Below are 23,381 nucleotides of genomic sequence, written 5' to 3'. Positions count from 1 at the left end.
TTGGCGGCTTGGCGGTTTTCGTTTGGCGCCGAAGGCGCTGTTCGTCCGGCGGATGACGCCTTCGGCGCCGATATCGTCGGGCTAGGTCTTCATCGCGGCCTTCACCGCCTCCGGGCGGATGGGCAGGTCGCGCACGCGGGCGCCGACGGCGCGGAAGATGGCGTTGCCGATGGCGGGACCGACCACGGTGGTCGCCGGCTCGCCCAGGCCGACGGGCGCCTCGGCGCTGGCGATGAACTCCACCTCCACGTCGGGAACGTCCGCCATCCGCAGCGGCGTGTAGCCGTCGAGGTTGGTGTCGCGGGGCTGACCGTTCTCGAACGCCGAGCCTTCGAACAGCGCCAGGCTGAGGCCCCAGAGGGCTGCGCCTTCCATCTGGGCCAGGGCGCCGTCGGGGTCGACGATGGTCCCGGCGTCGGCGACCAGGGTCAGCTTCTCCACCTTCGCCGCGCCTGAGGCGCGATCCACGGCCACGCGGGCCGCGCAGGCGACCCAGGTCGGCATGTCGCGCTCCTGGCCGAAGCTGGTGGCGAGGCCGAGGCCGGTGTTCTTGGGCAGCGACTTGCCCCAGCCGGCCTTCTCGGCGACCCGCCGCAGGACCGCGGCTTGGCGTTTGGCGCCCCCGACCGCATTCGGGGCGGACCCCGCGTTGCGGCCCGTGGCGTCCAGCATCCGCAGCCGGAAGGCCAGGGGGTCCACGCCCGCCTTCTGCGCCGCCTCGTCCATGAAGCTTTCGAGCGCCCAGTTGGTCCAGCCCGGCCCCACCGAACGCAGCCAGCCGGGCCGCATGGTCCGGCCCGCAAGGTCGTTGGAGATCGCCCGCACCCGCTGGGCGCCGACATTGTACCAGTGGTCAGCGCCGCTGATGGCGAAAGGGTCGTAGGGGCGGCCGTTTGCGCCCTTGGGCATGAAGAACGGGGCCATGGCCTCGGTGGGCCAGCCGGCGCAGGCGTGATGCTCCATGGCCGTGACCCGGCCGCCCTCGCCGAACGCCATGCGCAGGGTCTGGACCGAGGGCGAGCGCGGGCTGTCGAACCGCGTGTCGTCCGCCCGGGTCAGGACCATCTTCACGGGCTTGCCGCCGATCGCCTTGGAGGCCAGGGCGGCCGGAACCGCATAGTCCCCGTTGAGCCGCCGGCCGAAACCGCCGCCCAGCATGTAGGTGCGCAGGACGATGGTCTCTTCCTTGCGGCCCAGCGCCTTGGCCAGCCAGGGCAGCACCAGCGACTGCCACTGGTTGCCCGTATGGATCTCGAACATCCCGTCCTTCTCGAAGGCGAGGGCGTTCACCGGCTCCAGCTGGAAGTGCAGGGCGGTGGCGGTGGTGTAGCTCTGCTCCAGGGTAGAGGCCGCGGCGGCGAAGGCCGCATCGACGCCGGGGGGCTCCACGACCTGGGAGCCGGCCGTCTTGTCGGCAATCAGGGCGCGGGAGCGGGCCTGGAGGTCGGCCTCCGAGACCTTGTCGGTGTCGCCGGCCTTCCAGGTGACCTTCAGCGCCTCGACGGCGCGGTCGGCGGCCACGAAGCTGTCGGCATAGACCATCACCCAGCCCGGGACCGTGCCGGAGGGATCGTCCAGGGCGATGGCGCGGATGTAGCCGGGAACCTTCCTGGCCTCGGTCTCGTCGATCGAGACCACCGTCGAGCCGTAGCGCGTGGGCGGCAGCTTGGGCCGGGCGTAGACCATTCCCGGGACCTTGGCGTCGAGGCCGTAGCGGGCCTGGCCGTTGGTCTTGGCCGGGATGTCGCGGGCCTGGCCCGGCTTGCCGATGAGGCGGCGCTCCGAGGCGGCCTTGAGCGGCAGCTTGGCCAGCTCGTCGGCGGTGAACGTGCGGCCGAGGTCGCCCTTGGCGACGATCTCGCCATAGGAGAGGGACTTGCCGCCGGCCGTCACCGCGCCGTTCCGCGCCACGCAGTCGGCGGGCTTCACGCCCATCAGCTTGGCGCCGGCGTCGATCAGGGCGATGCGGCCCGCCGCGCCGGCCTGGCTGTAGAGCGGATAGCTCTGCCACACAGACCAGCTGCCGCCGGTGACCATCAGGCCCCACTTCGGGTCGGAGTCCACGTGGTCGATGCGGACCTTGGACCAGTCGGCCTCCAGCTCGTCGGCGACGATGCGGGCGATGGCGGTTCCCACGTGCTGGCCCATCTCGGCGCGGATGATGTGGACGGTGACTAGGCCGTCGCGGTCGATGCCGTACCAGATCGTGGGGGCGAAGCCGTCGGCAGCCTGGGCGGGCTGCTGGCCGAGGGCGAAGAGCGCGCCGGCCGCCGAGACGGTGACCAGGAAGCCACGGCGCGAGACGTCGGGAAGGATCGCGTTCATGCGGCGACTCCCTTGGCGGCGGCGGCCTTGATGGCCTTCTTGATACGGACGTAGGCCATGCAGCGGCAGAGGTTGCCGTTCATCCCGGCCTCGATCTCGGCGTCGGTGGGCCGCGGGGTCGCATTCAGCAGGGCGGCGGCCTGCATGATCTGGCCCGACTGGCAGTAGCCGCACTGGGGCGCCTGGGCCTCGATCCAGGCCTGCTGCAGCGGATGCTGGCCCTTGGGGTCCAGGCCCTCAATCGTGGTGACGGCCCGGCCGGCGACGGCGCCCACCGGCGTGATGCAGGATCGGATCGCCTCGCCGTCCACATGGACGGTGCAGGCCCCGCACTGGCCGATGCCGCAGCCGAACTTCGTGCCGGTGAGGCCCGCCTCGTCGCGGATGGCCCAGAGCAGGGGCGCATCCTCCGGCGTCTGGACCGAGACCTCGCGGCCGTTCAATCGGAAGCTGGTCATGCCCGCCCTCCTGCGCATGTGGCAGGGCTTAGCGGACGCCAACTGCGGCGTCGCCGCAAGCGGGAACTAGTCCCGCGGCTCCAGCTCGCGGCGGCGGGCACTGACTGACAGGACCAGGACGCCCAGGAGGGCCGAGGCGAGCGAACCCAGCACCACGCCGGCCCGCACCTGGGCCTGGCGCCCGGCGTCAGCTTCGCCGAAGGCAAGGCCGCCCACAAAGAGGCTCATGGTGAAGCCGACGCCGCAGAGGGCCGAGACGCCGTAGAGCTCGATCCACTTGGCGCCGGTGGGGCGGCGGGCCCACTTCAGGCCGATGGCCAGGGCGGCGGCGCCGAAGACGCCGACCTGCTTGCCGAAGAAGAGGGCCGCGGCGACGCCCAGGCCCACGGCGCCCAGGAGCGGCGCGCCGGCCTCGCCCGTCAGCCGGAACCCGGCCGCCACGAAGGCGAAGGCCGGGAGGATCAGGAAGGCGACGTAAGGGTGCAGCGCCTCCAGGGTCTCGGTGAGCACGGGCCGGCCGCCGGCTCGCTTGGGCTCCAGCGGCAGGCAGGCGGCCGCCGCGATCCCGGCGAGCGAGGTGTTCACCCCGGACTTCAGCGTGAACCCCCAGAGGAGCAGGCCGCCGACCGCCCAGAAGGAGTAGGGCGCGGCCCGCCAGCGCGACATAGCCGCCAGCACCGCCAGGGTCACCGCCGCGCCCGCCAGCATGGGGAACTGCAGATTGGTAGTGAACAGCAGGGCGATCAGCACGACGACCACCAGGTGGCCGGCGATGGCCAGGGTGAGCAGGAAGGTGCGCAGGGTCGGCGGCAGCCGCGGGCCGGCCGCCGCGAGGGCCGCGAGCGCCAGGGCCATGTCGGTTCCGCCCGCGACGGGCCATCCCCGCAGAGGCGCGCCGGACAGGCCGGCCACGGCGAGGTAGATCAAGGCCGGTGCGAGCACGCCGCCGGCGGCCGCCAGGACCGGAAGGGCCAGCCGGCGCGGGTTCGAGAGTTCCCCGCGCAGGATCTCGTGCTTGATCTCCAGGCCCATGACGAAAAAGAAGACCGGCATGAGGGCGGTGGTCACCCAGCCGGCCACGCTCATCTGCTCCGCGAAGGGGCCCACCCGGACGGGGACGGGATACTGGGTCAGGTGCGCATAGGCGCCGGCCCAGGGCGAATTGGCCCAGATGACGGCGGCGACGGCCGCCGCGGCAAGCAGGGCCCCGGAGCCCGTCTCGGTCTTCAGGAACTCCAGCGTGGGCCGGCTCGACATGCCGCCTGGGTAACAAGCCGCCCCGCGCCGCTCTAGCGAAATCGGGCGGCGGCTTTAAGGTGCCGGCCAAACAAACCGGAAGTTCGAGGAAGCCCAATGAGACTCGCCAAGCCCCGCATCGAGCCGCTGCGCGACGATCAGCTCACTCCCGAGCAGGCCGAGGCGCTGGAGCCGGTGCGCAACGGGACCGTGGGCGTGCTCAACATCTTCCGGACTCTGGCCCATGCGCCCAAGGCGCTGAAGCGGTTCAACGACTGGGGCGGCTATGTGCTGTCGCGGCGCAACGACCTGCCGGCGCGGGAGCGGGAGATCGTGATCCTGCGGGTCGGGTACCTGTGCAAGTCGGGCTACGAGTTCACCCAGCACACGAGGATCGGCCTGCAGTCGGGCCTGACCGAAGCCGAGATCGAGGCCATCAAGCGGGGTCCGGACGCGGGCTGGAACGCGGCCGACGCGGCGCTGATCCGGGCGGTGGACGAGCTGCACCGGGACCACTTCATCGGCGATGCGACCTGGGCGGAGCTGGGCAAGCATTTCACCCGGAAGCAGTGCATGGACGTGGTGTTCACCACCGGCCAGTACACCCAGGTCTCGATGATCCTGAACACCTTCGGGGTGCAGCTGGACGAGGGCCAGACCCTCGATCCCGAGCTCAAGGGCTACTGAGGTGGCGGGCCGCCTGGAGGGCAAGGCCGCGGTGGTCGTCGGTGCGGGGCAGTCGCCCGGCGAGACCCTGGGCAACGGCCGGGCGATGGCGCTGCTGTTCGCCCAGGAAGGCGCCCGGGTGTTGTGCGTCGACCGCGTGGCCGAGCGCGCCCAGGAGACGGCGGCCATGATCGACGAGGCGGGCGGCGAGGCCTATGCGCTGCAGGCCGACGTCACGCGCGCGGCGGAGGCGGCGGCCATAGTGGCGGAGGCCCTGGCGCGGCTGGGGCGGCTGGACATCCTGGTCAACAACGTGGGGATCGGGGGCGGCGACGGACCGGTCCACAAGATCGAGGAGGCGGCGTTCGACCGCATCCTGTCGGTGAACCTCAAGGGTATGTGGCTCGTGACCAAGGCGGCGCTGGGCCCGATGCGCGAGCAGGGCGGCGGCGCGATCGTCAACATCTCGTCGCTCGCGGCGCGGGCCGGGGGCATCCAGGTGGCGTACGAGGTCTCGAAGGCGGCGGTGAACCGGCTGACCACCTCGACGGCCCAGAGCCAGGCCCGCTACGGGATCCGCTGCAACGCCGTACAGCCGGGCCTGATCGACACGCCGATGGCGGTGGCCGGCATCGCCGGCGCCAGCGGTCGCAGCCAGGCGGAGGTGCGGGCCGAGCGCGATGCGCGGGTGCCGCTGGGCGGCAAGATGGGCACCGCCTGGGACACGGCCCACGCCGCGCTCTTCCTCGCCTCGGACGAGGCGAAGTTCATCACCGGAGCGATCCTGCCGGTCGACGGAGGCATGGGCGTGCGGATCGGCTGACCGGATTGTTATTGGCCTCGCCGGCCAAGCTCCCTATCAAGGGGCCATGTCTGCACAGCGAGCCGTGAAGAAGCGCATTTCCGCGCTCCAGGACTTCCTGCGCCAGGAGGCGGCCGGCGGCTACGTCCTGATGGCGGCGGCGGCCCTGGCGCTGATCGTGGCCAACTCTCCGCTGGCGCCCGCCTACTTCGGCGCGCTCGACACCAAGCTCGGCTTCGAGCTGGGACCGTTGGCGCTGCACGAGACGGTCCTGCACTGGATCAACGACGGGCTGATGGCCCTGTTCTTCCTGCTGGTCGGGCTGGAGATCAAACGCGAGGTCCTGGACGGGGAGCTGTCGCGCCCGTCGCGGGTGGTGCTGCCCGGCCTGGCGGCGGTGGGCGGCGTCGCCCTGCCGGCGCTGATCTACGTCGCCTTCAACAGCGGCGATCCGGAGGCGATCCGGGGCTGGGCGATTCCCGCGGCCACCGACATCGCCTTCGCCCTGGGCGTCCTGGCCCTTGCCGGCGACCGGGTGCCGCCCTCGCTGAAGATCTTCCTGACCGCCCTGGCGGTGCTGGACGACCTGGCGGCCATCGTGATCATCGCGATCTTCTACACCGCCGAGCTGCACATGGCGGCCCTGGCCGGCGCGGGCGGCGCGCTGGCGCTGCTGATCCTCTTCAACCGGCTGCGGGTGCAGGCGCTGTGGCCCTATCTGCTGGTGGGGTTGGGCCTGTGGTGGTTCGTGCTGGAGTCGGGCGTGCACGCGACCCTGGCCGGCGTCGCCCTCGCCATGACGATCCCCCTGAAGCGGACGCCCGGCGCGCCCGACTCGCGCGCCACCTCGCCGCTGCACCGGCTGGAGCACGGGCTGCACAAGCCGGTCGCCTTCCTGGTGATTCCGATCTTCGGCTTCGCCAACGCGGGCCTGGCGCTGGGCGAGCTCACGCTCCGGCACTTCGTGGACAGCATTCCGCTGGGGATCGGCCTGGGCCTGTTCCTCGGCAAGCAGCTGGGCGTGTTCCTGACCTCGATGCTGATCATCCGGCTGGGCTGGGCGGACATGCCCCGCAACGCCTCGGTGGGCCAGCTCTATGGCGTCTCGGTGGTTTGCGGCATCGGCTTCACCATGAGCCTGTTCGTCGGCAACTTGGCCTTCACTTCGCCCGAGCTGCTGGCCGAGACCAAGGCGGGAGTCTTCACCGGCTCGCTGGCCTCGGCGCTGCTGGGCCTCTTCCTGCTGAAAATCTTCGGACCCGACACCAGGGGCGAGCCGTCGCCGGGTCGCCGGCCGGAGGGGAACGAGGCCTGAGGGCTCGGCGTTAGGCCGTCTCGCAAACCGAGCGGAGCTGCCTGATGAACAGCATCATCTATCTTGTCGGCCTGGTGGTCGTCGTCCTGGCCGTGCTGGGCTTCCTCGGAATCCGCTAGCGCAACGGGGGGAGGGACGGCTAGCTGCCCCGATGCCCGTTTCCCCCGCCTATCGCCCCGATCCGCAGTTCCCGGCCCTGGGACGCGAGTTCGCCGACCCGGTGGCGGCGGCGGACTTTCCTGCGGCGATCCTGCGCTACCGCAACGACCGGGCGGCGGCGACCGTGGGACTGGACACCCTGAGCGACGACGAGTGGATCGCCCATTTCGGCCGCTTCCGCCCGCTGCCCGACAACATCGACCCGCCGGTGGCCCAGCGCTACCACGGCCACCAGTTCCGCGTTTACAACCCCGATCTCGGCGACGGTCGCGGCTTCCTGTTCGCACAGCTGCGCGAAGCCGGGACGGGCCGGCTGCTCGACCTGGGGACCAAGGGCTCGGGCCAGACCCCGTGGTCGCGGCAGGGGGACGGGCGGCTGACGCTCAAGGGCGGCGTGCGGGAGGTGCTGGCCACCGCCATGCTGGAGGCGTTGGGAGTTCCCACGTCGCGGTCGTTTTCGCTGGTCGAGACGGGCGAGGCGCTGGAGCGGGGCGACGAGCCCAGCCCGACCCGTTCGGCGGTCCTGGTGCGGCTGTCCCACAGCCATGTGCGGTTCGGCACCTTCCAGCGACACGCCTACTTCGAGGCCAAGGACAGAGTCGGCGCCCTCGTCGAGCATGTGGTGGGCCTCTACTACCCGGAGCTGGAGGGCGCGAACGACCGGCCGGCGGCCCTGCTCGAGGCGGTGTGCGGCCGGGCGGCGCGGCTGACGGCCCGCTGGATGGCGGCCGGCTTCGTGCACGGCGTTCTCAATACCGACAACATGAACATCACGGGCGAGAGTTTCGACTACGGGCCCTATCGGTTCCTCCCCAAGTCGGACCCGAACTTCACGGCGGCCTATTTCGACCACAGCGGCCTCTACAGCTTCGGCCGCCAGCCCGAGGCGGTGTTCTGGAACCTGCAGCAGCTCGCCGGCTGCCTCAGCCTGGTGACCGGCAGCGACGCGCTGGTGGACGCGCTGAACGGGTTCGGCCCCGCGTATCGGCGCGAACTGATGGCGGCGATGCTGGCGCGCCTGGGCGTGACGCCGCAGGGGGACGAGGCGGACGCCGCGCTGGTTCAGGCGGCGTTCGGGGCCATGGCCGAGGGCGGCGAGCGGCTGTGCTGGGAGCCTTTCTTCTTCGACTGGTTCGGTGGCCGCGAGGATCGGGCGCTGAAGGGGCCGCGAGCCGACCTTTATGCTGGCCCGGACTTCGCCGAGTTCCGCCGGCGGCTGGGCGCCTATGCGGCGGAGCGCCCGGAGCGGCTGGACCATCCGTACTTCGCCCGACCGGAGCCGGAGGAGCTGCTGATCGACGAGATCGAGGCCATCTGGGCCGACATCGACCAGCGCGACGACTGGACCGCCTTTCAAGCCAAGCTGGCGCGGGTCGAGAGGGCGCGCGTGGCGTGGGGACTCAGCTCGGCTGCCTCCGTGACGCCCATTGCGCCAGGACCACGCCCGCCAGGGTGATCGCCGCGCCCAGGCCCTGGAGCGGGCCGATGGCCTCGGCGAACAGGATCCAGCCGAGAACCGCCGCCACGACCGGCTGAACGAGCACGACCACCGCGGCGGTGGAGGTGGGCAGGCGGCCCATGGCCCAGGCGATGGCGCCCTGGCCGGAGACGTGCATCAGCCCGAGGCCGCAGACGGCGGCCCAGCCCGCGGCGGTGGCCGGCGCCAGGCGCTCGCCCAGCAGCAGGGCCGCGGCGAGCAGGAGGGGCGCGCCGGCCACGCCCGCCCAGAACATCATCCGGCTGGCCGCCTCGGTCTTTCGGCCCTGCGCCATGGAGAGGAAGTAGAGGGCGTACCAGAACGCCGTCGCGACCGACAGGGCGTCGCCCAGCGCCTGGTTGCGCAGGACGCCGCCGCCCTTGGCGTACGCCATGAGGGACGCCCCGCCGACCGCGGCCGCCACCGCGAGCAGGAATAGCGCCCTGGGCGTCTGGCGCAGGAAGATCCAGGCGAACGCCGTGACCACCACGGGCGTCAGGTTGGTCAGCACCGTGGCGTTGGCCACCGAGGTGTACTGGATGCCATAGTGCCAAAAGCCCAGGTCGAGGGCGAAGAACAGGCCGGCCCACAGCGCCATGGGGGGCGGCCGGCCGATCGCTCCGGCGACGCGCCGGGTCATCAGCGCCAGCAGGGGCATGGCGAACATCAGCCGCCAGAAACCGGTGGCCGCGGGACCGGCGTCGGACATCCGCACGAGGATCGCCGCAAGGCCGATGACACAGGCGCCGCCGAGCAAGGCGGCCAGCGCCAGCCCCCTCTGCTGCGACGGCTCTTCGGCGGCGGCCTCAGTCAAAACCCAATTCCCTGCGCAGAGTCGCCGCGCTCATACCCCGTTCGCGAAGAGACCGCAGCGTCTCGGCCCGATCGCGCTTGGCGAATCGCTTGCCGTCGGGGCCGGTCAGCAGCGCGTGGTGACGATAGAGCGGCGTGGGCAGGCCCAGCAGCGCCTGCAGCAGGCGCTGGACGTGAGTGGCCTCGAACAGGTCCTGGCCGCGGATCACGTGGGTGATCCCCTGCAGGGCGTCGTCGACGACGACCGCCAGGTGGTAGGCCACGCCCACGTCCTTGCGGGCCAGGACGACGTCGCCTCCCAGTTCGGGCCGCGCCCGGATCACGCCTTCGCCCTCCTCGGTGAAGGTCAGGTCGCCGAACCCACCCAGCCTGCGCGCGGCCGCGTCCAAAGATAGACGCCAGGCGAACGGCTCGCCCGCCGCCAGCCGACGCATCTCGTCAGCCAGGGGAAGCGGGCGCCCGCGGAACACCTCCATGGCCCCGTGCGGGGCCGAGGCCATGGCTTCGGCCACCTCGCGACGGGTGCGGAAGCAGCGGTACAGCAGGCCGTCGGCCTCCAGGCGGGCAAGGGCCGCCTGGTAATCGTCCAGGTGCTCGGACTGACGTCGGGCCGGCGTTTCCCAGGTCAGCCCAAGCCAGGCCAGGTCTTCGTAGACGCCCGCCTCGAACTGCGGACGACAGCGGGTGGCGTCGATGTCCTCGATGCGCAGGATGAAGCGCCCGCCGGCCGCGCGCGCGGCCTCGAAGGCGGTCAGGGCCGAGAAGGCGTGGCCGCGATGCAGGTCGCCGGTGGGGGAGGGCGCGAAGCGGGTGACGAACACCCGTCTGGCTTTAGCAGGCGCCGTGCTTGGGCGTGAACAGGCCCATGTGGCTCAGCACCGCGTCGAGGAAGGCGCGCTCGCCGCCAAGCTCCTCCTTGAGGTGCTCGAACTGCTTGAAGCCGGCCATCTCGGCCAGGCCGTGGGCGCCGCACCAGGCGGCGATGGTGGCCAACTCCAGGTGGGTCTCGGCCCCCGGGTCGGCGCCGTGCTCGACCATGGTGTCGCGGACCATGCAGTAGGCGCTGTCGTTGTCGCCCTGGACGTCCACCGGCAGGGCCTCCTTCTCGCGGACCATGTCGTACATGACGCGGTAGAGGGCCGGGTTCTCACGGGCGAAGCAGACGTAGGCGATGCCCAGGCCGGTGAGTTGGTGGGGACCGGTGTCCCGCGCCTTCGCCTCCGCCATCTGGGCGTTGAGCGTCTCCCAGCCCTCGTGGGCGACGGCGTCCAGCAGTTCGGACTTGTCCTTGAAGTGGTGGTAGGGAGCCGCCGGGCTGACGCCGGCCTCGCGCGCCACGGCGCGGAGCGAAAGCGCGCTCGGCCCTTCCGCCTCCAGCAATCTGCGGGCGGCGTCCACGAGGGCGCGGCGCAGGTCGCCGTGGTGATAGGGGCGGGGTTCGGCGGTCTTCGCTTGGCTCATGAACCTTACCATAATTTCATATCTAAGCGCTGTACAGATATCTTGACGACGATCAGATGTGGACATATCTGAGCGCTGTTCAAATAGAAAAGTCCCTCACTCCCCTGAGGGTTTCAAACTGAAAGGTGTGTGTCATGTCTCTCGCAAAGTTCGAACGCTTCTTCGACCGCGCGACCCCGGTCTTCCTCCTGTTCCTCGGCCTCACCGCGGCCGTGGCGACGGCGGGCCTGGGCGCCTGAGCCTCCCCACTCAGAACGTCGAAGCTGACGGAGGGGCCCCATCGAGGGCCCCTTTTTCGTGCGCCCGCGCCGGGGAGTGCATCCGAACGAGGTGCACAAACGCATAACGGTCCGGTGAAATCGCTGATCTAGGCACTGTTTAGATCGTGCTATTCCATCGTTGTCCAAACGGACGGCCCCGCTCCCCCGGGGTTCCCCGGAACTGAAAAACTGAAGGTGTGTGTCATGACTCTCTCGCGCTTCGAACGTGGTTTCGACCGGATCGCCCCGGTCTTCCTGCTGGCCCTCGGCCTCTTCGCCGCCCTCTCGACGGCGGGTCTCGGCGTCTGAAATCCCCACCCCGGCCGGACCGAGGAGGGGCCCCGCGAGGGCCCCTTTTCGTTGTGGGGTCGCCGCAGGAGATATGCGGAAACGCATTCCCGGTCGGCGAAATCAACTATCTAGGCAGCGTTTAGATCGTGCTATCTAATCACTGTCCAGATCGGACGGGGCCCGGGCGACCGGGCCTGAAACTGAAAAATGGAGATCTCAAATGTCGATCCTGATGAACCGGATGCTCGACGTGGTCGTGTCCTTCGCGGTGGTGGGCCTGGCCCTGACCGTCGCCGGCGCCACCGCCGTCCTCGGCGCCTGATCCATGCAAGGCGCCTAAGGCCTCGCCCGCGGAATACCCGGGCGAGGCGAACCGCCGTACGCCACGCTTCCCGTCGTAGAGTTGTCTCCGAATCGGGCCTATATTTTTCCTCAGGTACGTCGATTTCCGCAGCTGGGGGTGCGTCTTCAGTCCCACGTCGACCGTCATAGCCGCCGTCAGGCATCCCCGGAGGCCCTGCCATGCAGGTGCTTAAGGCTGCGCCCTCCGGATGGCCGTGTCTCGTCCTGAACGCAGACTTCCGGCCGCTCTCCTACTATCCCCTGTCGCTGTGGCCGTGGCAGGAAGTGATCAAGGCGGTCTTCCTCGACCGCGTGGACGTGGTCTCCACCTACGACCAGGAAGTCCACTCCCCCTCCTTCGCGATGAAGCTGCCCAGCGTGGTCTCGCTCAAGAGCTACGTGGCCCAGGACCGGCCCCCGGCCTTCACCCGCTTCAACCTGTTCCTGCGCGACAGCTTCACCTGCCAGTACTGCACCCGGGGCGAGGACCTGACCTTCGACCACGTCATCCCGCGCTCGCGCGGCGGGCGCACGACGTGGGAGAACATCGTCACCGCCTGCGCGCGCTGCAACCTGATGAAGGGGGGGCGCACGCCGCACGAGGCGCACATGCACCCGCGCCTGAAGCCCCGCCGCCCTTCCGCCTTCGAGCTGCAGGAGCGCGGCCGGCGCTTCCCACCGCACCATTTGCACGAGAGCTGGCTGGACTATCTCTACTGGGACATCGAGCTGGAAGCCTAGCGCCCCGGCGGCCTGGCGCTCAGGCCCGGGCCGCGCGCCGCCGCAGGCCGGCGCCCGCGAGTCCGAAGCCAAGGATCAGCAGGGCCCACGCGCCGGGCTCCGGCGCGCCGGAGGTCACGTCCGACTCGCGGAACGCATAGTTCGTGTACCGGGAACCGACCGCCCAGTCGTTCACATAGGCGGAGACGGGCCCGAAGACGCCGCCGCCGTGCGCGCTGGAGGGCCCGTAGTATAGCCCGAGGTGTTTGGCGCTGTAGTCCTGCGCGAAGATCCCGACGCCGATGCCCAGGACCGAATACCAAGCCTGGCCGTCGGCCTGGCCCGGGTTTTCGCCGGCCGTGGAGATGACATAGTCAGCCGCGACGCCGCCATAGAGCAACGCGGCGGCCTCCTGGGCGGTGTAGGCGAGAGGGCCGTGCTCTTCGCCGTCGAGCCATGCCGGGCCGTCGTCGACTTCCCAGCTGCCGACGAACACGAGGGCCGCGTCGGCGGACGTCGCCGCCAGAGCCAGTCCGGCGGCCGCCAGCATCCCAGCCGCATATCTGACGATCATGACCCGTCCCCCGCACGCTCTTCCGGAGGCGGAGGTGTCCGCCAAACGCGGTTACCGAAGGGTTAAGCGCGGCCGGGAAGGGCCCCGCCAGTTGGCCGATCGAGCCCCGCCGTGCGGGCAAGGCGGGGCTCTGTGGCGGCTAGCGGCGGCGACCGTAGCCCTGGCCGTACTCGTTGTAGAGGGCGGCCCGCATGTTGGCGATCAGGACGCGGTGGCGGTCGTCGAGCTCAAGGCGCTCGCGGCGGGTCAGGCCGCCTGCGCGGTAGCGATTTTCGAGCCGGGCGAACTCATGCACCTCGGCCCGCAGCCTCGCGGCTTCGCGGGGCCGGAGCTCGCCGTTGCGCAGGCCGGATTCAATCCGGCGCTCCGCGGTCTCGACGCGCTCGCTGACGCGCCAGCGGCGCTGCTCGTAGCGATCGTGGTCGCGGTAACCGGATTGTTCGTACCGATCGTGGTCGCGATACGGTTGTGCGGCGACCGGACCAGCGACCGCCGTGAGGGCGGCCGCAGCGGCCAGGGTGGCGATGATGGTCTTCATCTGTGGTCTCCAATTCGATCGGCTCCGGCCGACCTTGTGACGGGACAAGACCACACGACGCCTGACAGCCCTCTGAGCCGCCCGGTCGGCTTCCGTTCATCGGCGACTACGAGGGCCGGACTTGGTCGCGGAACTTCTCTTCTTCGCGCTGGTAGGTGTCGGGGTGGTCATACTCGGCGCGGGTGGCGCGCTCGGTGACCGGGTCGTTGGCGCGGTTGCGGCGCTTGTACTGGGTCATGCCCCAGACGAGGGCGGCCAGCAGCACGAGCGCGCCGAGGCCATAGAGGATTTCAGGTGTCAGCATGGCGATCTCCTTAGGGGATCAATCGCCGGGGGCGCGGAGGGTTCCGATCAGCCGATGACGCGGCGGACCGCCGTCTCGATCACCGCCTGCGCGCGCTCGGGGCTCAGGCCCTGGTCGCGGCGCAGGCGCGACCAGGCCTCGTAGCTGAGCAGCAGGTCCAGAGCTTCCAGTTTCATGGGGTCGCCCACGACCTCGGCCGGCAGCTCCCTTTCCAGAATGGCGCGCAGTTCGCGGACGAGACGGGCGTAGTCCGAGCCGATGAAGCGGGAGCGGTGGCGCACCGCCTCGGCGGCGCGGCGGAAGGGGGCGATGGTCTCGAACGCGCGCGCGCGGCGAGCGACGAGTTCGACCGCCCGCTCGGGCCCCGGCGCGCTCTGGAACGGCTGGTCGATGATGGCGCGGAGTTCCGCCTCGATGACCAGGGACATCTCGCGGTAGAGGCTGTCCATGTCCTGAAAGTGCCGGAAGACGGTGCGCAGGCCGACGTCCGCCCGGGCCGCGACCCGCTCGGCGCTGGGGGCGACTTCGTCGGCCCGGACCATCTCGATCATCGCCGCGACGATGCGGACCCGGTTGTCCATGCCGCGTCGGCGGCGGCCGTCGGCGACCTCGGTCGGGGCTTTGGCCTTGGCGGCGGTGCTCATGCCTTCATCTCGCCCGTGTCAGCCGGCCTGTCGAGAGGGCGGCATTGACGCGGATATAGTGGCACGCATAATGTCAATAATCAAAGAGGGAGAGCGGCATGGACATCCTGCGGACGCCGGAGGCGCGGTTCGAGGGCTTGGCAGAATGGCCCTATGCGCCAAACTACGCCGAAGTCCGGGACGCGGACGGGACGGTCCTGCGGATCCACTATGTGGACGAAGGGCCGCGCGACGGGGCGGTGGTGCTGCTGATGCACGGCGAGCCGTCCTGGGCCTATCTCTACCGCCACATCATCGCGGGCCTGGTCGCGCGCGGGCGCCGGGTGATCGCGCCGGACCTGGTGGGTTTCGGCCGGTCGGACAAGCCGGCGAAGCGGACCGACTACACGTACGAGCGGCACGTGGCCTGGATGAGCGCCTGGCTCACCGGCCTGGACCTCGGGGGCGTGACGCTCTTCTGCCAGGACTGGGGCGGGCTGATCGGCCTGCGCCTGGTGGCGGCCTTCCCCGAGCGGTTCGCCGGCGTGGTGGTCGCCAACACCGGCCTGCCCGTGGGCGGCGGCATGACCGAGGGGTTCAAGGCCTGGCTCGAGTTCAGCCAGAACGTGCCGCAGATGCCGATCGGCATGCTGCTCAACGGCGGCAGCGGCCGGAATCTTTCGGACGCCGAGATCGCGGCCTACGACGCCCCGTTCCCCGACGAGACCTACAAGGAAGGGGCGCGCCAGTTCCCGACCCTGGTGCCCGTCACCGCCGAGCATCCCTCGGTGGCTGAGAACCTTGCAGCGTGGAAGGTGTTGGAGGCGTTCGACAAGCCGTTCCTCACCGCATTCAGCGACGGCGACGCGATCACCCGCGGCGGCGAGGCCGCCTTCCAGTCGCGGGTCCCGGGAGCGAAGGGCCAGCCGCATGTCACCCTGAGCGGCGGCCACTTCCTGCAGGAGGACAGCCCGGGACCGATCGTCGAGGCCATCGACGGGCTGATCGAGAGGGCGCGGTCGTGAAGGTCGAGAACGCGGTCTTCCCGCAGCCCGAGCAGGCGATGGCGTTCTTCGGCGACGCCGAGGACGGCCCGTTCGTGATGGTCAACCTGCTGAAGTTCAAGCCGAAGGCCGAGTACGCCGACGGCTCGGACGCCCACCTGACCGGCGCCGAGGCCTACGCCCGCTACGGCGAGGAGGTGCGCAAGCTGGTCGAGGGGCTGGGCGGCAGGATCCGCTACTCGGGCCATGTCACCGGCCTGCTGCTGGGCGAGGTGGAGGAGCTGTGGGACATGGTGGCCCTGGCGGAATACCCGTCGCTGGAGGCTTTCCGCGCCATGGCCATGTCGCCGCAGATGGGCGCCATCGAGCACCACCGGAAGGCGGGCCTTGCGGGCCAGCTGAACATTCGGACCAAGCCGGGCCTGGGCTTGTAGCCGCCTGCGAACTGCAAGCTTGGCTGTGTCGTCCGAAACCGGCATTCCTGCGTAGAATGTGAGCGGCCCCGCGCGCGGCCGCTCACCGGTCCAAGCAGCACAGGAATTTCAGGATGCGTCTCCTGCATCTCGCCCTCGCCTTCGCCCTGGTCGCGGCGCCCGCCGCGCAGGCGCAGGACACGCCACAGAAGATGCTGGACCTCGCCCGGCAGCTGCGCGCGCAGGCGGCGCAGATGAAGGACAGCCTGCCGCCCGAGGATGTCGCCGACCTGCTGCGGCAGGCCGAGGAGATCGAGCAGGGCGTGCGCGACGGCGGCTATTCGGCGCCGGTGGCGGTCGAGCCGCCCAGCCTCGCCAAGCGGATCGCGGACGCGCACGGCGGGCGGCTTGACTGGCTGGCGCATGAGGTCGCCTGCGTCGGCTACGCCTGGGAGAACTACCGCACCTTCGTGTCAAACTACGGGGACCCCGAGCGCGACCGGCTGTGCCGCGTCGCCTACGGCCACTACGCGAACTACTTTCTGACCGCCCGCAACGGCGCGGGCTCGGCCAAGACCGACCCGCTGCTGGCGGCCTATGACGAGGCCGCCCAGGCCGCCGTGGACTACTACGCAGGCAAATAGCGCCTCAGTTATCCCAGAGGACGTATTCTTCGCCGGGCTTCTGCGGCTGTCCGCTGGGGCGATCGACGAAGACGGACCCCTGCAGTAGGGACGGCCATAGCGGCTTCACGCTCTCGGCGTCCTGGGCGCGGATCAGGGCCAGCAGGCGCTGGACCTGGGCCGGCTCCTTCTTCGACAGGTCGTGCTGCTCGGTGGGATCGGCGGCGAGGTTGAACAGCCACACCTTGTTCTGCGCCTCGCTGGACTGGAGCTTCCAGTCCCCGTCGCGGACGACCTTGTACTGGCCCGAGCGCCAGAACATCACCTGGTGCGGCCGGTCGGAGGCCTTGCCCTGGACGTAGGGCAGGAGGTCGACGCCGTCGATCTTGCGGTCGGTCGGGACGGCGGCGCCGGCCACCGCCGCGGCGGTGGCGAAGATGTCCACATGCCCGACGGGATAGGGATAGCGCGATCCGGCGGGGATCGCGGCGGGCCAGCGCATGAAGAACGGCGCGTGGATGCCGCCCTCGAAGAAGGTGGACTTGAAGCCGCGGAACGGGCGGTTGACGTCCGGCAGGCCGACGTAGCCGGCGCCGCCGTTGTCGCTGGAGAAGATCACCAGGGTGTTGTCGTCCAGCCCCTCGTCCTTGAGCGCCTGGAGGATGCGGCCGACGTTCCAGTCCAGGTTCCGGGCCATGGCGCCGTAGACGCGCAAGCGATGGTCCTTGATCTGGGGCAGGGCGTCGTAGTCGGCCTTCTTGGCCTGCAGCGGCGTGTGGATGGCGTTCGGCGCGAAGTAGATGAAGAAGGGCCGGTTCCGGTTGGCCTTGATCGCGCGGACCGCCTCGTCGGCCAGATAGTCGGTCATGTAGCCCTTGGGCTGGAACATCGGCGAGCCGTTGTGCTGGACGGCATAGGGCAAGTTCGGCCACAGGAAGCGGTCGATGGGATCCCAGGGCTGCTTGGCGTTGACCACGCCCTTGTCCTTCTCGGGCAGGTACATGGCGCCGCCGGCGATGAAGCCCAGGCTCTCGTCGAAGCCCTGGTCCTCAGGGCGCGAGCCCTTCCTGCCGCCCAGGTGCCATTTGCCGAGGTGAACGGTGTGGTAGCCGCGGGTCTTCAACACCTCGGCGATGGTGATCTCGCCGGCGGGCATGCTCAGGGTGTTCACCGCGTCGGGCGTCCGTGCCGTGCTCCCGGGCGGCATGTCCTTCAGCCGGTCCTTGAAGAACTTCGGCTTCACCAGGGCGCCGGGTTCGGCCTCGGTGCCGACCATGCGCTCGAAGGCGACGGGGGCAGGCGTGAACTCGAAGCCGAAGCGCGTGGGGTAGCGGCCCGTCATGAGCGCCGCGCGGGAGGGGGCGCAGGTGGCGTTCCCGGCGTAGCCTGCCGTAAAGGCCACGCCTTCGCGACCGATGGCGTCGATGTTGGGCGTCGGGACCGCGCCGTTCGCCACGCCGCCGCCGTTGAAGCTGATGTCGTTGTAGCCGAGGTCGTCTGCCAGGATGAACACGACGTTCGGCGGCCGCTGGCCTTCGGGCGCCGTGGCCGGCCCCTGGGCCCAGGTGACGGGCCGGTTGGGCTCCACCGGCGGCAGGCGTGAGCGGGCGATCATGGCGAAGATCGTCGTGCGGTTCAGATAGGCCGCGCCCAGTCCCACCAGCACGACCAGCACAAGGGCCGCCAGCCACTTCCAGAGCCGCATGCCGTCCTCCCTCTCTTTCGTTGAGGACAGCATATAGTGACATTATGCATGTCGCTAGATCGTTCGAACCTTAGCCGTTCGGATGCGTTTGGGAGCGGGGGTAGCGGACGTCGATGACGTGGAGCCTTCGTGACGAACCCCTTCTTCCGCAAGCTTCTGCGCCGCGACCGCAGCCTCACCGAAGGCGAGGCGCAGGCGCTGGAGGCGGCCGTATCGCACCGAATTGACGTGGACGCCGACGTGGAGCTGGTCCGCCAGGATGAGATCAGCCACCAGTCCCTCTTGCTGGAACAGGGCTGGGCCTGCCGGTACGGCGCGTTGCCGGACGGCCGCCGGCAGATCCTGGCGCTGCACGTCAGCGGGGATTTCGTGGACCTGCAGAGTTTCCCCTTGAAGCGCATGGACCACACCGTGGCGACGCTGAGCCGCTGCCGCATCGCCGTCTATCCGCACGAGAACCTGCGCCGCCTGAGCGAGACGATGCCGCACCTGACGCGGTTGCTGTGGATGGCCACGCTGATCGATGCGGCCATCCTTCGGCAATGGTTGCTGGGGGCCGGCCAGCGATCGGCCCTCGAACGGGCGGCTCACCTCATCTGCGAGCTGTTCACCCGGCTGGACGTGGTGGGCGCGGCCCCCGACGGCCTGTTCAGCTTGCCCCTCACCCAGGCCGAGCTGGGCGATGCGCTGGGGGTCTCGCAGGTCCATGCGAACCGAGTCGTCGGCGAACTGCGGAGCCGCGGTTTCGTCACCTGGCGGGACGAGACGGTGCGGATCCTCGATTGGCCGGGACTGCAAGCGCTGGCCGAATTCGACCCGACCTACCTGATGCTGGAGGCCATGGATCGCTGACGCCTGCACGCTGCAATTGTGAGCGACCTTAACCCAGTTAATTCGCAGAGCCCGCGGCGCATGGTCTGCAAACCGGGATGTCGGGGAGACTTATCGCGAATCTGGAAGGTCACGGGCCGCTGGCGCCGGAGGAACGCGCCGCCGTCGAGGCCCTGGTAGGCCCGATGAAGACCCTGCCGTCCGATACGGAGCTGGTGACGGACGGCGAGGCCTCGCCCGACTGCCATGTGCTGATGGAGGGCCAGGCTTTCCGACACAAGACGCTGCCCGACGGGCGGCGACAGATCGTCTTCTTCCATGTCCCCGGCGACATCCTGGACCTGCAACTCGTGGGGATGGCGGTGGACTACAGCGTCTCGACCCTGGCGATGTGCCGGGTGGCGCCCATCGCGCGGGGGCGGCTGGCCGACCTGATCGCGCTGCGTCCGCGGCTGGGCCAGGCCTTCTGGCGCCTCAGCCTGCTGGAAGCGGCGATCCAGCGCGAGTGGATGTTCGGCATGGGGCGGCGGACGGCCTATGCCCGCGTCGCCCACCTCTTGTGCGAGGTCTATGCGCGGATGCAGCGGGCGGACCTGGTGCAGAACAACCGCTGTCGCTTCCCGATCACCCAGAACCACCTGGCGGACGCGGCCGGACTGTCCGGCGTGCACACCAACCGGGTGCTGCAGGCGCTCCGGGCCAACGGCCTGATCGAGCTGCGCTCGCGCGAGCTGATCGTGCGCGACTGGGCCGGACTGGCCGCAGCGGGGGAGTTCGACCCGGCCTACCTTCAGGGCGCCGCGGACCGGGCGGCGACGGCGCGGGTCGGCGGCGGGCTGGCCGCCCGAGGCTAGACCACCGGCAAGGTGACTCGCGCCCGCAGCCCTCTCGGCCTCGACAACAGTTCCACGTCGCCGCCATGGGCGCGGGCCGTCGAGCGGGCGATGGGCAGGCCGAGGCCGATGCCGCCGGCGTCCAGGTTCCGCGAGGCGTCGGCGCGGTAGAAGGGCTGGAACACCCGCTCGAGATCGTCGTCGGACAGCCCCTTGCCGGCGTCGTCGATCTCCACCACGGCCTGGTCGCCTTCACGGCCGACGCGGATCCGCGCCCGGCCGCCGTATTTCACGGCGTTGTCCACTAGGTTCACGAACAGGCGCTGGAGCGCGACGGCGTCGCCGTCCACCGTCACCGGCGCCGACTCGCAGATCTCCACATCGCCGCCGACCATGGCCGCGTCGTCGGCGACGCACTCCACCAGCGACAGCAGGTCCAGCCGCTCGCGATGGCGCGGGGTGCTCTCGTTGCGGATGAAGGTGAGCACGCCCTGGATCATCTGCTCCATCTGGGCCACGTCGGAGAGGACCGTCTGCTTGAGCGCAGGCGGCGCGCCCTCCAGCTTGAACCGGATGCGGGCCAGCGGGGTGCGCAGGTCGTGGCTGATGGCGCCGACCATGGCGGTGCGGTCGTCGATGTAGCGCTTGAGGCGGCCCTGCATGCCGTTGAAGGCCTCGGCGGCGGCGCCGATCTCGGCCGGGCCGGACAGCGCCATCTGGGGGGCGTGGGGATCGCGGCCCAGGCGCTCGGCGGCCTCCGAAAAGCGCTTCAGGGGCGCCGTGATACGGCGTGCGAACAGGAAGCCCGCCGGCGCCACCACGGCGAACCCCGTCGCCAGCAGGAGGAAGATGCGCTTCTGCCAATCGGTCGGGAACGGCTCGGGGCTGGACCGCACCACGATCCAGCGACCGTCGTCGCGCCTCACGGCCGCCGTGAAGTCGCCCAGAACCATCTCGCGCGGGCCGCGGACGCGGAACTGCGGCGGCGGTCCTGGCGGACCGTTGACGCCGGCGCCCTGCGGAAGCCCGGGCCGCGCGCCGTCCCGCTCGCGGCGGTCCTCGAACACCATCCGCCGCATCCTGGGGTGAAGCAGGCGCTCGAACAGGGCGGGCGGCCGCGGGACGAACCGCACGTCCCCCGGCGGCCGGCCAAGCGCGGCGGCCAGTGCGGCTTCGCCATGCACGGCCATGTGGCGGCGGGCGCTGGGCGGCGGTGGGGGCGCCTCGGCGACGGTCCGCTGCATCGGCCGGCCGAACCGCGTCGTCAGCGGACCGCCCTGCAAGGCGCCGGCGATCTCGCTCAGGCGGTACAGCGGCGGCTGCGGCGGCGGCAGCAGGGCCACGGCGACGAACACCAGCAGATGCGTTGCAACCAGGCACGCGACGAGCAGGGCGACGAGCTGCAGGCCGATCGAGGCGCGCGGGCGCGCCGGAAGCTTCATGGCCGGGTGACCGCCACGTCGAACATGTAGCCGGCGCCGCGCACGGTCTTGATGATCTCGGTCTCGCTGCAGGCGTGCAGCTTGCGCCGCAGGCGGCTGATCTGGACGTCGACCGCGCGATCGAACACGTCGGCGTCGTTGCCGCGGGCGATGTCGAGGAGCTGGTCGCGCGACAGGATCCGCTGCGGATGGTCGAGGAACGCCGACAGCAGCGAGAACTCGCCCGAGGTCAGCAGGATGGTCGCGCCGTTGGGCGCCCGAAGCTGGCGGCGCAGCGCGTCCACGACGAAGCCCTGGAACTGGTAGGCCTTGCCCTTGCGGGGCGCGCCGCCGCGCACCTCCTCCAGCCGCCGGAACACGGCGCGGACGCGGGCCAGCAGCTCCCGGGGGCTCACGGGCTTGGGCAGGTAGTCGTCGGCGCCGAGCTCGAGGCCCAGGACACGGTCGATCTCCTCGCCCATGGCGCTGACCATGATGATCGCCGGGCCGCCCTCCGCCGAGAGGCGTCGGCAGATCGACAGGCCGTCCTCGCCCGGCAGCATGAGGTCGAGGACGACGAGGTCTACGGGGGCCTGGGCCAGGGCGCGGTCCATCGCGCGCGCGTCTGCGGCGGCATGCACGTGGAACCCGTGATCGGCGAGGTAGGCGGTCACCTGCTCGCGCAACTGTGTGTCGTCCTCGACGACCAGGATGTGGCGGGCCGGCAGGACCGAAGGTTGGGCCATCATGAAGGTCCTCTCGCCGCGAACTGTGGCGCCGTCATAGCGACTTCGCCACAATTCGCCGCCGGGACCGGTCAGTGCGGGATAGAGGGGGCCGGCGGGTCGTCGTCGGGGCCCCCGCGCCGGCGGATCATCATGTGGGGACCATCGCCCGGACGTCCGGCGACGCCCATCATCATGTGAGGGCCCGTGCCGCCGCGCGGCCCTTTCAGGCGCTGGAGCGCGTCGAACACCTTCTGCTGTTCGGGCGACAGGGCGGCGTAGAACTTGGCGAGGGCCTGGCGCATCGCGTCGAGGTGCGCGCGCATCTCGGCCTCGTGCCGCGACATCTCCTCCAGGCGCTGGGGCGTCGTCAGCGGCGTGGGCTCTGCGGGGCCTTTGCGTTCGTGGATCTTCGGCTTGTGAGCCTCGACGAAGGCCGCCAGGGCGGGCTCCTGGTCCGGCCGCAGGCGGAGCACCGTCTTGAGGTCCTCCAGGTGCTGTTTCCGCATGGCCTCATGGCGCGCCTTCAGCTCGGCTGACGGCGGTTCACCCCGCAGGTGAGGGGGCGCGGGCTGGGCATGGGCGAAGCTGGCCAGCGCGAGCGCGGCCGGGACCAGGCCCAGGATCAGTCGGCGTGTCATCGGGGGCATTCTCCTCTTCCCTGAGGTCGAGGAGTTTCTCACGGGCCGCACCGTTCATGATGCCGGCCCGGGCGACATCCCTGAAACGTTCGGGAAAAGCGGCGGCGCCTACGCTGGGTCAGCGGAAGACGTGGATGCCGCCCGCGCCGCCGCCGGGCGCCTCGGCCAGGCCGCGGATCTCCAGTTGGGCGCGTCGCGCGCCGCAGGCGCAGCGCAGCCGGTGCTCCAGGTCGTGCAGGGTCTGGCGGCTGAGGCCCTGGGCGAGCCACGGCCTGGGGTCGACCGCCGCCTCACGCCCGCAGGCGCAGCGCGCCCACAGGCTGGACCTGGCCGCCGTGGCCCAGCCCAGGCGCGCCTCGCCGAAGCTCCACTCGCGCGCAAACTGTCTGCTTCCGTCCGCCATGATCGAGACTCCTTGGCGCGAACAAAAGCAGAACTTTTCGGACGCGACTACGCCATACCGGCTGTTTTTTTGAGTCGCCTCAACCCGGCGTGGTTGAGCCGGAGGGCTTATCCCCAGCCCATCGCTCGGCGAAGTCGTAGAGCGGGGCGAAGGCGTCCAGCAGCTCTCGCCCGCGCGCCGTCAGCCCATAGCCGTGGCCGGTCGCATGGTCCACGAGCCCGGCCTCGCGCAGCTCGGCCAGCCGGGCCTGCAGCACGGTGGGCGAGGCCTCGTCGCAGGCGGTCCGGAGTGCGCGGGACGTCAGCGGCCCGTCGCGCAACTCCCAGAGCACGCGCAAGGCCCAGCGCCGCCCGAGCAGGTCGAGCAGCACCATGATCGGCCGCCCCGTGCGCGAGCCGCGGACGCGCCGATCCGTCAT

Annotated in this window: 26 protein-coding genes; 10 read left to right on the top strand and 16 right to left on the bottom strand. The window is 70.5% G+C overall.

What is annotated here, in order from left to right; all coding sequences use genetic code 11:
• Positions 1 to 81 precede the first annotated feature (81 nt).
• The 3 genes from AX721_RS11565 to nhaA (AX721_RS11555) all read right to left on the bottom strand — a co-directional run bounded on the left by AX721_RS11565 (position 82) and on the right by nhaA (AX721_RS11555) (position 4,040).
• Positions 82 to 2,325: a xanthine dehydrogenase family protein molybdopterin-binding subunit gene (locus AX721_RS11565; RefSeq protein WP_068876162.1), complete on the bottom strand. Its 2,244-nt coding sequence runs from the start codon at positions 2,323 to 2,325 to the stop codon at positions 82 to 84.
• The gene (locus AX721_RS11560) at positions 2,322 to 2,783 is read right to left on the bottom strand and encodes a (2Fe-2S)-binding protein (RefSeq protein ID WP_068876161.1); all 462 of its coding nucleotides are present in this window, start codon (positions 2,781 to 2,783) and stop codon (positions 2,322 to 2,324) included. The genes AX721_RS11565 and AX721_RS11560 overlap by 4 nt, the downstream gene beginning before the upstream one ends.
• Positions 2,784 to 2,849: 66 nt before the next feature.
• Positions 2,850 to 4,040, bottom strand: a complete 1,191-nt coding sequence (nhaA, locus tag AX721_RS11555) for a Na+/H+ antiporter NhaA (RefSeq protein ID WP_068876160.1) — start codon at positions 4,038 to 4,040, stop codon at positions 2,850 to 2,852.
• Between the two features lie 96 nt (positions 4,041 to 4,136).
• On the opposite strand from nhaA (AX721_RS11555), the gene AX721_RS11550 reads away from it, so the two are divergent.
• From AX721_RS11550 to AX721_RS11535, 4 genes are all read left to right on the top strand, one after another.
• On the top strand, positions 4,137 to 4,706 hold the full coding sequence (locus AX721_RS11550; RefSeq protein WP_068876159.1) for a carboxymuconolactone decarboxylase family protein: 570 nt from the start codon (positions 4,137 to 4,139) through the stop codon (positions 4,704 to 4,706).
• A 1-nt stretch (position 4,707) separates the two neighbouring features.
• Positions 4,708 to 5,508, top strand: a complete 801-nt coding sequence (locus tag AX721_RS11545) for an SDR family NAD(P)-dependent oxidoreductase (protein WP_068876158.1) — start codon at positions 4,708 to 4,710, stop codon at positions 5,506 to 5,508.
• Positions 5,509 to 5,554: 46 nt separating this feature from the next.
• Entirely contained in the window at positions 5,555 to 6,802 is a 1,248-nt protein-coding gene (gene nhaA, locus AX721_RS11540) for a Na+/H+ antiporter NhaA (protein WP_068876157.1), read from the top strand.
• A 151-nt stretch (positions 6,803 to 6,953) separates the two neighbouring features.
• Positions 6,954 to 8,417, top strand: coding sequence for a protein adenylyltransferase SelO (locus AX721_RS11535; protein ID WP_068876156.1), 1,464 nt, complete (start codon positions 6,954 to 6,956; stop codon positions 8,415 to 8,417).
• On the opposite strand, the gene AX721_RS11530 is transcribed toward AX721_RS11535, so the two are convergent.
• From AX721_RS11530 to AX721_RS11520, 3 genes are read right to left on the bottom strand one after another with little or no spacing between them, the layout of a single operon-like run.
• Positions 8,362 to 9,252: a DMT family transporter gene (locus AX721_RS11530; protein ID WP_068876155.1), complete on the bottom strand. Its 891-nt coding sequence runs from the start codon at positions 9,250 to 9,252 to the stop codon at positions 8,362 to 8,364. The genes AX721_RS11535 and AX721_RS11530 overlap by 56 nt on opposite strands.
• A complete protein-coding gene (gluQRS, locus tag AX721_RS11525; RefSeq protein WP_068876154.1) occupies positions 9,245 to 10,072 on the bottom strand; it encodes a tRNA glutamyl-Q(34) synthetase GluQRS in 828 nt (275 codons plus the stop codon). The genes AX721_RS11530 and gluQRS overlap by 8 nt, the downstream gene beginning before the upstream one ends.
• Positions 10,073 to 10,082: 10 nt before the next feature.
• Entirely contained in the window at positions 10,083 to 10,712 is a 630-nt protein-coding gene (locus AX721_RS11520) for a TetR/AcrR family transcriptional regulator (protein ID WP_068876153.1), read from the bottom strand.
• A gap of 1,073 nt (positions 10,713 to 11,785) precedes the next feature.
• Here AX721_RS11520 and AX721_RS11515 point away from each other — a divergent pair.
• Positions 11,786 to 12,346, top strand: a complete 561-nt coding sequence (locus AX721_RS11515) for an HNH endonuclease (RefSeq protein ID WP_068876152.1) — start codon at positions 11,786 to 11,788, stop codon at positions 12,344 to 12,346.
• A gap of 19 nt (positions 12,347 to 12,365) precedes the next feature.
• On the opposite strand, the gene AX721_RS11510 is transcribed toward AX721_RS11515, so the two are convergent.
• The 4 genes from AX721_RS11510 to AX721_RS11495 form a co-directional block, all read right to left on the bottom strand.
• Positions 12,366 to 12,899, bottom strand: a complete 534-nt coding sequence (locus tag AX721_RS11510; protein ID WP_082765626.1) for a PEPxxWA-CTERM sorting domain-containing protein — start codon at positions 12,897 to 12,899, stop codon at positions 12,366 to 12,368.
• Positions 12,900 to 13,038: 139 nt separating this feature from the next.
• A complete protein-coding gene (locus tag AX721_RS11505; RefSeq protein ID WP_068876150.1) occupies positions 13,039 to 13,437 on the bottom strand; it encodes a hypothetical protein in 399 nt (132 codons plus the stop codon).
• Between the two features lie 106 nt (positions 13,438 to 13,543).
• Complete coding sequence (locus tag AX721_RS11500; RefSeq protein WP_068876149.1) at positions 13,544 to 13,741, bottom strand: hypothetical protein; 198 nt, start codon at positions 13,739 to 13,741, stop codon at positions 13,544 to 13,546.
• A gap of 47 nt (positions 13,742 to 13,788) precedes the next feature.
• Positions 13,789 to 14,385: a TetR/AcrR family transcriptional regulator gene (locus tag AX721_RS11495; protein WP_068876148.1), complete on the bottom strand. Its 597-nt coding sequence runs from the start codon at positions 14,383 to 14,385 to the stop codon at positions 13,789 to 13,791.
• A 98-nt stretch (positions 14,386 to 14,483) separates the two neighbouring features.
• Here AX721_RS11495 and AX721_RS11490 point away from each other — a divergent pair, with 98 nt between their 5' ends.
• The 3 genes from AX721_RS11490 (at position 14,484) to AX721_RS11480 (ending at position 16,425) form a co-directional block, all read left to right on the top strand.
• A complete protein-coding gene (locus AX721_RS11490) occupies positions 14,484 to 15,389 on the top strand; it encodes a haloalkane dehalogenase (protein WP_068876147.1) in 906 nt (301 codons plus the stop codon).
• Positions 15,386 to 15,802 carry a DUF1330 domain-containing protein gene (locus AX721_RS11485; protein ID WP_068876146.1) on the top strand — a complete coding sequence of 139 codons (417 nt, stop codon included), beginning with the start codon at positions 15,386 to 15,388 and terminating at the stop codon, positions 15,800 to 15,802. The genes AX721_RS11490 and AX721_RS11485 overlap by 4 nt, the downstream gene beginning before the upstream one ends.
• A gap of 113 nt (positions 15,803 to 15,915) precedes the next feature.
• Positions 15,916 to 16,425, top strand: a complete 510-nt coding sequence (locus AX721_RS11480) for a hypothetical protein (protein ID WP_068876145.1) — start codon at positions 15,916 to 15,918, stop codon at positions 16,423 to 16,425.
• A 4-nt stretch (positions 16,426 to 16,429) separates the two neighbouring features.
• Here AX721_RS11480 and AX721_RS11475 read toward each other — a convergent pair whose 3' ends face one another.
• On the bottom strand, positions 16,430 to 18,109 hold the full coding sequence (locus tag AX721_RS11475; RefSeq protein WP_068876144.1) for a sulfatase-like hydrolase/transferase: 1,680 nt from the start codon (positions 18,107 to 18,109) through the stop codon (positions 16,430 to 16,432).
• Positions 18,110 to 18,238: 129 nt separating this feature from the next.
• On the opposite strand from AX721_RS11475, the gene AX721_RS11470 reads away from it, so the two are divergent.
• The gene (locus AX721_RS11470) at positions 18,239 to 18,961 is read left to right on the top strand and encodes a Crp/Fnr family transcriptional regulator (RefSeq protein WP_082765627.1); all 723 of its coding nucleotides are present in this window, start codon (positions 18,239 to 18,241) and stop codon (positions 18,959 to 18,961) included.
• 77 nt (positions 18,962 to 19,038) lie between these two features.
• The gene (locus AX721_RS11465) at positions 19,039 to 19,794 is read left to right on the top strand and encodes a Crp/Fnr family transcriptional regulator (RefSeq protein ID WP_068876143.1); all 756 of its coding nucleotides are present in this window, start codon (positions 19,039 to 19,041) and stop codon (positions 19,792 to 19,794) included.
• Here the strand turns inward: AX721_RS11465 and AX721_RS11460 are convergent.
• The 5 genes from AX721_RS11460 to AX721_RS11440 all read right to left on the bottom strand — a co-directional run bounded on the left by AX721_RS11460 (position 19,791) and on the right by AX721_RS11440 (position 23,381).
• Positions 19,791 to 21,215, bottom strand: coding sequence for an ATP-binding protein (locus tag AX721_RS11460; protein WP_068876142.1), 1,425 nt, complete (start codon positions 21,213 to 21,215; stop codon positions 19,791 to 19,793). The genes AX721_RS11465 and AX721_RS11460 overlap by 4 nt on opposite strands.
• Complete coding sequence (locus tag AX721_RS11455; RefSeq protein WP_082765628.1) at positions 21,212 to 21,943, bottom strand: response regulator; 732 nt, start codon at positions 21,941 to 21,943, stop codon at positions 21,212 to 21,214. The genes AX721_RS11460 and AX721_RS11455 overlap by 4 nt, the downstream gene beginning before the upstream one ends.
• A 68-nt stretch (positions 21,944 to 22,011) precedes the next feature.
• Positions 22,012 to 22,560, bottom strand: a complete 549-nt coding sequence (locus tag AX721_RS11450; protein WP_068876141.1) for a Spy/CpxP family protein refolding chaperone — start codon at positions 22,558 to 22,560, stop codon at positions 22,012 to 22,014.
• Between the two features lie 118 nt (positions 22,561 to 22,678).
• Positions 22,679 to 22,963, bottom strand: coding sequence for a hypothetical protein (locus AX721_RS11445; protein ID WP_068876140.1), 285 nt, complete (start codon positions 22,961 to 22,963; stop codon positions 22,679 to 22,681).
• 79 nt (positions 22,964 to 23,042) lie between these two features.
• Positions 23,043 to 23,381 carry a helix-turn-helix domain-containing protein gene (locus tag AX721_RS11440; RefSeq protein ID WP_068876139.1) on the bottom strand — a complete coding sequence of 113 codons (339 nt, stop codon included), beginning with the start codon at positions 23,379 to 23,381 and terminating at the stop codon, positions 23,043 to 23,045.

The sequence above is a fragment of the Phenylobacterium sp. CCH9-H3 genome (assembly GCF_001557235.1).
Taxonomy (GTDB): Bacteria; Pseudomonadota; Alphaproteobacteria; order Caulobacterales; family Caulobacteraceae; genus Phenylobacterium.
Note: the sequence above shows the minus strand (reverse complement) of the source record. Positions and strands in the feature narration are given on the sequence as shown.